This window comes from Microbacterium sp. P2_F9, from assembly GCF_056403635.1.
This window is the reverse complement of the sequence record NZ_JBFUFC010000218.1, coordinates 1-6,253: the sequence shown is the minus strand read 5'-3', so window position 1 is coordinate 6,253 and position 6,253 is coordinate 1. Positions and strand designations below refer to the sequence as shown.

Annotated in this window: 6 protein-coding genes; all 6 read right to left on the bottom strand. The window is 71.0% G+C overall.

Annotated features, from left to right (window positions below):
- Positions 1–1,191 (bottom strand): acetylornithine transaminase (locus tag AC1DVT_RS17230; RefSeq protein ID WP_477390290.1); only part of this gene is annotated, 1,191 nt, incomplete at its 3' end.
- The gene (argB, locus tag AC1DVT_RS17225) at positions 1,188–2,087 is read right to left on the bottom strand and encodes an acetylglutamate kinase (RefSeq protein WP_477390288.1); all 900 of its coding nucleotides are present in this window, start codon (positions 2,085–2,087) and stop codon (positions 1,188–1,190) included. The genes AC1DVT_RS17230 and argB, both read right to left, overlap by 4 nt.
- Positions 2,084–3,241, bottom strand: a complete 1,158-nt coding sequence (gene argJ / locus AC1DVT_RS17220; RefSeq protein WP_477390286.1) for a bifunctional glutamate N-acetyltransferase/amino-acid acetyltransferase ArgJ — start codon at positions 3,239–3,241, stop codon at positions 2,084–2,086. The genes argB and argJ overlap by 4 nt, the downstream gene beginning before the upstream one ends.
- Positions 3,238–4,293, bottom strand: coding sequence for an N-acetyl-gamma-glutamyl-phosphate reductase (gene argC / locus AC1DVT_RS17215; protein WP_477390284.1), 1,056 nt, complete (start codon positions 4,291–4,293; stop codon positions 3,238–3,240). The genes argJ and argC overlap by 4 nt, the downstream gene beginning before the upstream one ends.
- A 304-nt stretch (positions 4,294–4,597) precedes the next feature.
- Positions 4,598–5,575, bottom strand: coding sequence for an NAD-dependent epimerase/dehydratase family protein (locus AC1DVT_RS17210; RefSeq protein ID WP_477390282.1), 978 nt, complete (start codon positions 5,573–5,575; stop codon positions 4,598–4,600).
- 180 nt (positions 5,576–5,755) lie between these two features.
- Positions 5,756–6,253, bottom strand: a 498-nt coding sequence (locus tag AC1DVT_RS17205) for a dienelactone hydrolase family protein (RefSeq protein WP_477390280.1), incomplete at its 5' end; no start/stop codon positions are given.

Below are 6,253 nucleotides of genomic sequence, written 5' to 3'. Positions count from 1 at the left end.
CAGCAGCGCGTGCTCGACGGTGTTGAGGGCCGCGCCGAACAGCCGGACGAACTCGTCGATCTCCGCGTCGCCGATCGTGAGTGCCGGGACCAGCCGCAGGGTCTCGTCGTTCGGGGCGTTGATGATGAGGCCGTGCTCCTGGGCCGCGGCGACGATGGCCTTGGCGACCGGATGCCGCAGCGCCACGCCGATGAGCAGCCCCTGGCCGCGGCATCCGCTCACCAACGGCGATTCGATGCCGGCGATCGCGGTGCGCAGCTGCGCACCGCGGGTTGCGGCGTTGGCGACCAGGGCGGACTGCTCGATCTCGGCGAGGACCGCCGAGGCGACGGCGGTGCCGAGCGCGTTGCCGCCGAACGTCGACCCGTGCGTGCCGGGGTAGAACAGCTCGCTGGCGTGRCCGTACGTGATGAGCGCGCCGATCGGGAACCCGCCGCCGATGCCCTTGGCGACCGTGATCGCATCGGGGGTGATGCCGGCGTGCTGGAAGGCGAACCACTCCCCCGTGCGCCCCGCGCCGGTCTGGATCTCGTCGACGATCAGCAGCGCTCCGTGCTGCTCGGTGAGCGCGCGCGCAGCCGCGAGGTAGCCCTCAGGCAGCTCGACGACGCCCGCCTCACCCTTGATCGGCTCGACGAACAGCGCGGCGACGCGATCGTCGAGGGCAGCTTCGAGCGCCTCGATCGTGGAGTCGATGAACTCGACGCCCGGGGTCATCGGCAGGAACGGCTCCTGCATGTACGGCTTGCCGGTGAGGGCGAGCGTGCCCATCGTGCGGCCGTGGAAGGCGTCGGTGAGGGCGAGGATGCGCGGGCGCTCGGTGCCGCCGTGCAGGCGGGCGAGCTTGAAGGCGGCTTCGTTCGCCTCGGCGCCGGAGTTGCCGAAGTAGACGCGGCCGGAATCGCCCGTGCCGGCGAGGCGCTTGAGCCGCGCCGCCAGCTCGAGCTGCGGCTCGGTCGCGAAGTAGTTCGAGACGTGCGCGAGCGTCGCAGCCTGCTTCGCGATCGCGTTCACGAAGACCGGGTGTGCGTGCCCGAGCGAGTTCACGGCGATCCCCGCCAGGAAGTCGAGGTAGCGCCGGCCGGCGTCATCCCAGAGATAGGCGCCCTCGCCGCGCGTGAACAGCGCCATCCGGTCGCCGAAGCTCCGCACGAGATCGCGCGACGCGGAATCCCTCCATGTCGTCGTCATCCGACCACCACCTCCGTTCCGATTCCTTGACTTGTGAAGATCTCCACGAGCACCGAGTGGGGCACGCGTCCGTCGATGATCGCCGCCGTCGGGACCCCGCCTTCGACGGCGTCGAGGCAGGCCTGCATCTTCGGGATCATGCCCGACTCGAGCGACGGCAGCATCGCGCGCAGCTCGGTCGAGGTGAGGTGCGAGACGAGCGAGTCGCGGTTCGGCCAGTCGGCGTAGAGCCCGGGCACATCGGTGAGCACCACGAGCTTCGCGGCGCCGAGCGCGGTCGCGAGGGCCGCGGCCGCGGCATCCGCGTTCACATTCAGCGAGTGGCCAGGGTGATCGAGGTCGGGGGCGATGCTCGAAACCACCGGGATCCGCCCAGCGGCGATCTGGTCGAGGACGGGCTGCGGGTCGACCTCGACGACATCGCCGACGCGGCCGAGATCGTGCTCGACGCCGTCGACGGTGACCCCGCGGCGACGGCCGCCGAAGAGGCCGGCGTCCTCACCCGAGAGGCCGGCCGCCAGCGGTCCGTGTGCATTGATTTTGCCGACCAGCTGCGGGTTGATCTGCCCGGTCAGCACCATCCGGACGACCGAGATCGCCTCGGTGCTGGTGACGCGATACCCGCCCTTGAACTCGCTCGGGATCGCGAGCCGGTCGAGCATCGACGAGATCTGCGGGCCGCCGCCGTGCACCACGACGGGCTTCACCCCGACGTACCGGAGGTAGGCGATGTCGGCGGCGAAGGCATCCTGCAGTTCTTCCGAGACCATCGCGTTGCCGCCGTATTTGATCACGACGATCTGGTCGCGGAAGCGGCGCAGCCACGGGAGGGACTCGATGAGAGTCGCCGCCTTGACGCTGGCCTCGTTCGGATCGGTCTCTTGGATCTCGGTCATGAAGAGTAGGCGCTGTTCTCGTGGACGTAGTCGTGGGTGAGGTCGTTGGTGAGGATCGTGGCCGTCGCCGCGCCGACCTTGAGGTCGATGACGAGATGCGTCGCGCGGGGGGTCAGGTCGACGTCTTCGCGGGGACGGTCGGGCCCGCCCGCGCTGCACACGCGCACGCCGTTCATCCACACGTCGACGTCGTACGGGTCGAATGCGGCGTCGGTGGTGCCGATCGCCGCGAGCACCCGGCCCCAGTTCGCGTCGTTGCCGAAGATCGCCGCCTTGAAGAGGTTGTTGCGGGCCACGCTGCGGCCCACATCGACGGCGTCGGATTCGGATGCCGCGTGCACGACCTCGATCGTGATGTCATGGCTCGCGCCCTCGGCGTCGCCCTGGAGCTTGCGGGCGAGATCCGCGCAGACGGCGGTCAGGCCGGCCTGGAAGTCCTCCGCGCTCGGGGTGACGCCCGATGCGCCGCTGACGAGAAGGGAGACCTGGTCGTTCGTCGACATGCAGCCGTCCGAGTCGAGCCGGTCGAAGCTCACGGTCGTCGCGGCGCGCAGGTGGGCGTCCGCCTGGGCGGAGTCGATCACGGCGTCGGTCGTGATCACCACGAGCATCGTCGCGAGGCCGGGCGCCAGCATCCCGGCTCCCTTCGCCATGCCGCCGATGGTCCAGCCGTCGCCGTGATGCACCGAGGTCTTCGACACCGAGTCGGTCGTCATGATCGCCCGCGCCGCGTCGTCGCCGGCATCGGCGCTGAGCGCCCCGATGCCCTGCTCGACACCGGCGAGCACCTTCGCGCGGAAGACCTCGTCACCGGTGCCGATGAGGCCGGTCGAGCAGACCAGGATGTCGCCGGCGCTCACGTCGAGCAGCTCAGCGGCCTTCTCGGCGGTCTGGTGCGTCGTCTGGAAGCCGAACGACCCGGTGAAGCAGTTCGCACCGCCGGAGTTGAGCACGATCGCCTCGACCACGCCATCCTGAATCACCTGCTGCGACCAGATGATCGGGTTCGCCTTCGCGCGGTTGCTCGTGAAGACCGCCGCGCCCACCTTGAGCGGGCCTCGGTTCACCACTACGGCGACGTCGGGCTTGCCGCTCGACTTCAGGCCGACGGCGACGCCGGCCGCTTCGAATCCCTGGGGCGCGGTGACGGTCACGGCGCGACTCCGTTCACGGTGAGGGCGCGGCCTTCTTCAAGGCCCAGCGCGATGTTCATGGACTGCACGGCGGCGCCGGCCGTGCCCTTGACGAGGTTGTCGAGCGCGGTGACGACGACCACGCGGTTCGCGTCGCGATCGATCGCGAGTCCGATCAGCGCGGTGTTCGCACCGACCACATCGGCCGTGCGCGGGAAGTCGCCGGCCGGCAGGAGATGTACGAAGGGCTCGTCGGCGTACGCCGCCTCCCACGCATCGCGGATCTCGGCGTCGGACACCCCCGGCGCGATCGGCGCTGTCGAGGTGGCGAGGATTCCCCGTGCCATCGGCACGAGGACGGGCGTGAAGGAGATCCGGATGCCGTCAGCGGGCGTTGACGGGCTAGCCGCAGCGAGCGCCTGGCGGATCTCGGGGATGTGCCGGTGCGAGCCGCCCACGGCATACGGGTTCGCCGAGCCGAGGATCTCGCTGGCCAGCAGGTTCGTCTTCAGGCTCTTGCCGGCACCAGAGGGTCCGACCGCGAGCACGGTGACGATGTCGGACGGGTCGATGACCCCGGCCGCGACACCCGGCGCGAGGCTCAGGCTGACGGTGCTGGCGTTGCAGCCGGGAGCTGCGATGCGGGATGCCCCGACCAGCCGTTCGCGCTGCTTCGCACCGCCGACCAGCAGCTCCGGGACGCCGTACGCCCACGGCTCATGGAAGTGCCCGCCGTAGAAGCGGTCCCAGTCGTCCGCCGACTCGAGCCGGTGGTCCGCGCCCGCATCGATGACGAGCGGGGCCCCGGCCAAGGCATCCGTGTACTGCCCGGACTGCCCGTGGGGCAACGCCAGGAAGACGATGTCGTGCCCCGCGAGGACCTCCGGCGTCGTGTCGCCCAGGGTCAGGTGCGCGAGCGAACGGAGGTGCGGCTGGTGCTGGCTGAGGGGCTGCCCGGCGTTGGAGTGCGCCGTGACGGTGCGGATCTCGACGTCGGGATGTGCGGCGAGGATCCGGAGGATCTCACCGCCCGCATAGCCGGATGCGCCGGAGACGGCGACCGAATATGTCATGGATTCCACCTTACGGTCTGGGTTGCTTCGAAGAAGCTCAGCAGGGGCCGGAGACGGCGACACCCGCAGGCGCACCCGGAGGGGTGCCGCGCAGGGTCGCCTAGAGTCGGCGTCCGCCCAGACGTCGGCGCGCGGGAGCGACGCTCACGAGGAGCGTGGCGAGAGGCGTCGCGGCCGAAGGCATGCGCCGACGATAGCGCCCGCGGAGGAGCGTTGCCAAATCGGACGCGACGGACCGCCGCCGCCGAGGGCGGCTCGGAGTGGTGCCGAACGACCGTGCCGCGGCATCCGCACTCGATCGTGGTCAGGTGAGCTCTGCCAGCAGCGCCAGCTCTTCGGACCGGGACAGGCCCGAGCGGCGCTCCCGATCGAGCCCCCGCGAGCGCTCGTCCGCGAGCGTGCGCACGAGAGTCTCGCGCAGCGGGCGAAGCCGGCCGCCGAGGATCCGGTAGGCCGCGTTCGAGCGCGACCAATGGCCGACGAGCTCGCGCGGGAGCCAGAGGGGCAGCGAGCGCGGCCCTGCCCAATGCGACACTCCGCGAGCCGCGAGCCATGCGTCGGGCGCCGCGACCACGGTTCCGGTGTGACCGGCGACGGMACGGGCATCGGCGAGCACCGTGGCCAGCGGCATCCCGCCTCCGACGGCATTCGCGATTCCCGTCCACCGCTCGCGTCCCATGGCGACGATGAAGTCAGCGAGATCGTCGACGTCGATGACCGAGACGCCGATGCCCTGCGGTTCCGGCGTGAGCACAGGTTCATCGCCGGCCAGCGCGAAGCGCGCCACCCAGTAGCCGAATCGATCGCTCTGGTCGCCAGGACCGACGATCAGGCCCGGTCGCACGATGGCCGCGCGAAACCCGAGTGCGGAGCGAACGGATGCCTCGGCAGCGACTTTTGCGCGGCCGTAGTCGTACTCGTCGCCGGGCTGGACGGGCTCGAGGAGTGCCGCGGTCTCATCCGCGTTGGGGGTGTCGCTGTCGGCGTAGACCGAGATCGTCGAGATGTACGTCCAATGCGCAGCGCGATCGGTCAGTGCGGCGACGGCGGATGCCGCGTGGGCGGCGTCCGACGAGATGTCGACGACCTCGTCCCAGTCGCGGGCTGCGACCGCGTCGTACGCGCCGGGCAGGTCGCGGTCCGCCGTGACGAGCCGCGCACCGTCGGGAGCCGACCGTCCGCCGCGCGCGAGGCACGTCACGTCGGCGCCCTGCTCGACCCAGCCGCGTGCGACGCGCCCGCTGAGCCACCCGGTGCCACCGAGGATGAGAACGTCCGTCATGACCCCATGACACCAGACCCACCCCGGCCGGCGCACCCTGTTCCGCCGCCGGCGGAACGCTCGATGCGCCGGGGGCGGCGGGCCCAACTGCGGGGCTATCGTCCTACACGCCGGGAGACGGATGCCTCGGCACGGCGTGTCGGCGATGATCCCCGCAGTTGGGTACGGCGGGCGGACCGGCTAGCGGTGCGCGACCCGATCGTCGAGGAACGCCAGGACGCGCGGCCAGGCCTCGGCCGCGTGGGCGGCGCTGAAGCGACTGCCGGTGTCGTTGAAGAAGGCGTGCTGCGCGCCGGGGTAGACGACGGCCTCGAAGTCGACGCCGGCATCGGTCATGGCCGTGCGCACAGCCGGGAGCGCGTCCATGAGCGCGCGGTCCTCTGACCCGTACAGCGCGAGGACCGGAGCCTGGATCTTCGCGATCTCAGCGGGTGCCGGTGCCGTGCCGTAGAAGGGCACCGCGGCACGGACGCGAGGGTCAGCGGCGGCGAGCGCGAAGGAGTAGGTGCCCCCGAAGCAGAACCCGGTGACCGCAATGCGGTGGCCGACGTGCGGCTGTGCCTCGAGCCAGTCGACGACCCCCCGCAGGGCGCCGACCGCCCACCCCGCGTATTCCGGCGCCCGCAGGCCGGTCATGGCATCGCGCAACTTCGGCTGTGCGGCGGTGCGGACCTCCTC

Excerpts from the sequence above, each read along its gene's own strand:
- argB (WP_477390288.1), bottom strand. The coding sequence starts at position 2,087 with ATGACCGAGATCCAAGAGACCGATCCGAACGAGGCCAGCGTCAAGGCG.
- argC (WP_477390284.1), bottom strand. The coding sequence starts at position 4,293 with ATGACATATTCGGTCGCCGTCTCCGGCGCATCCGGCTATGCGGGCGGT.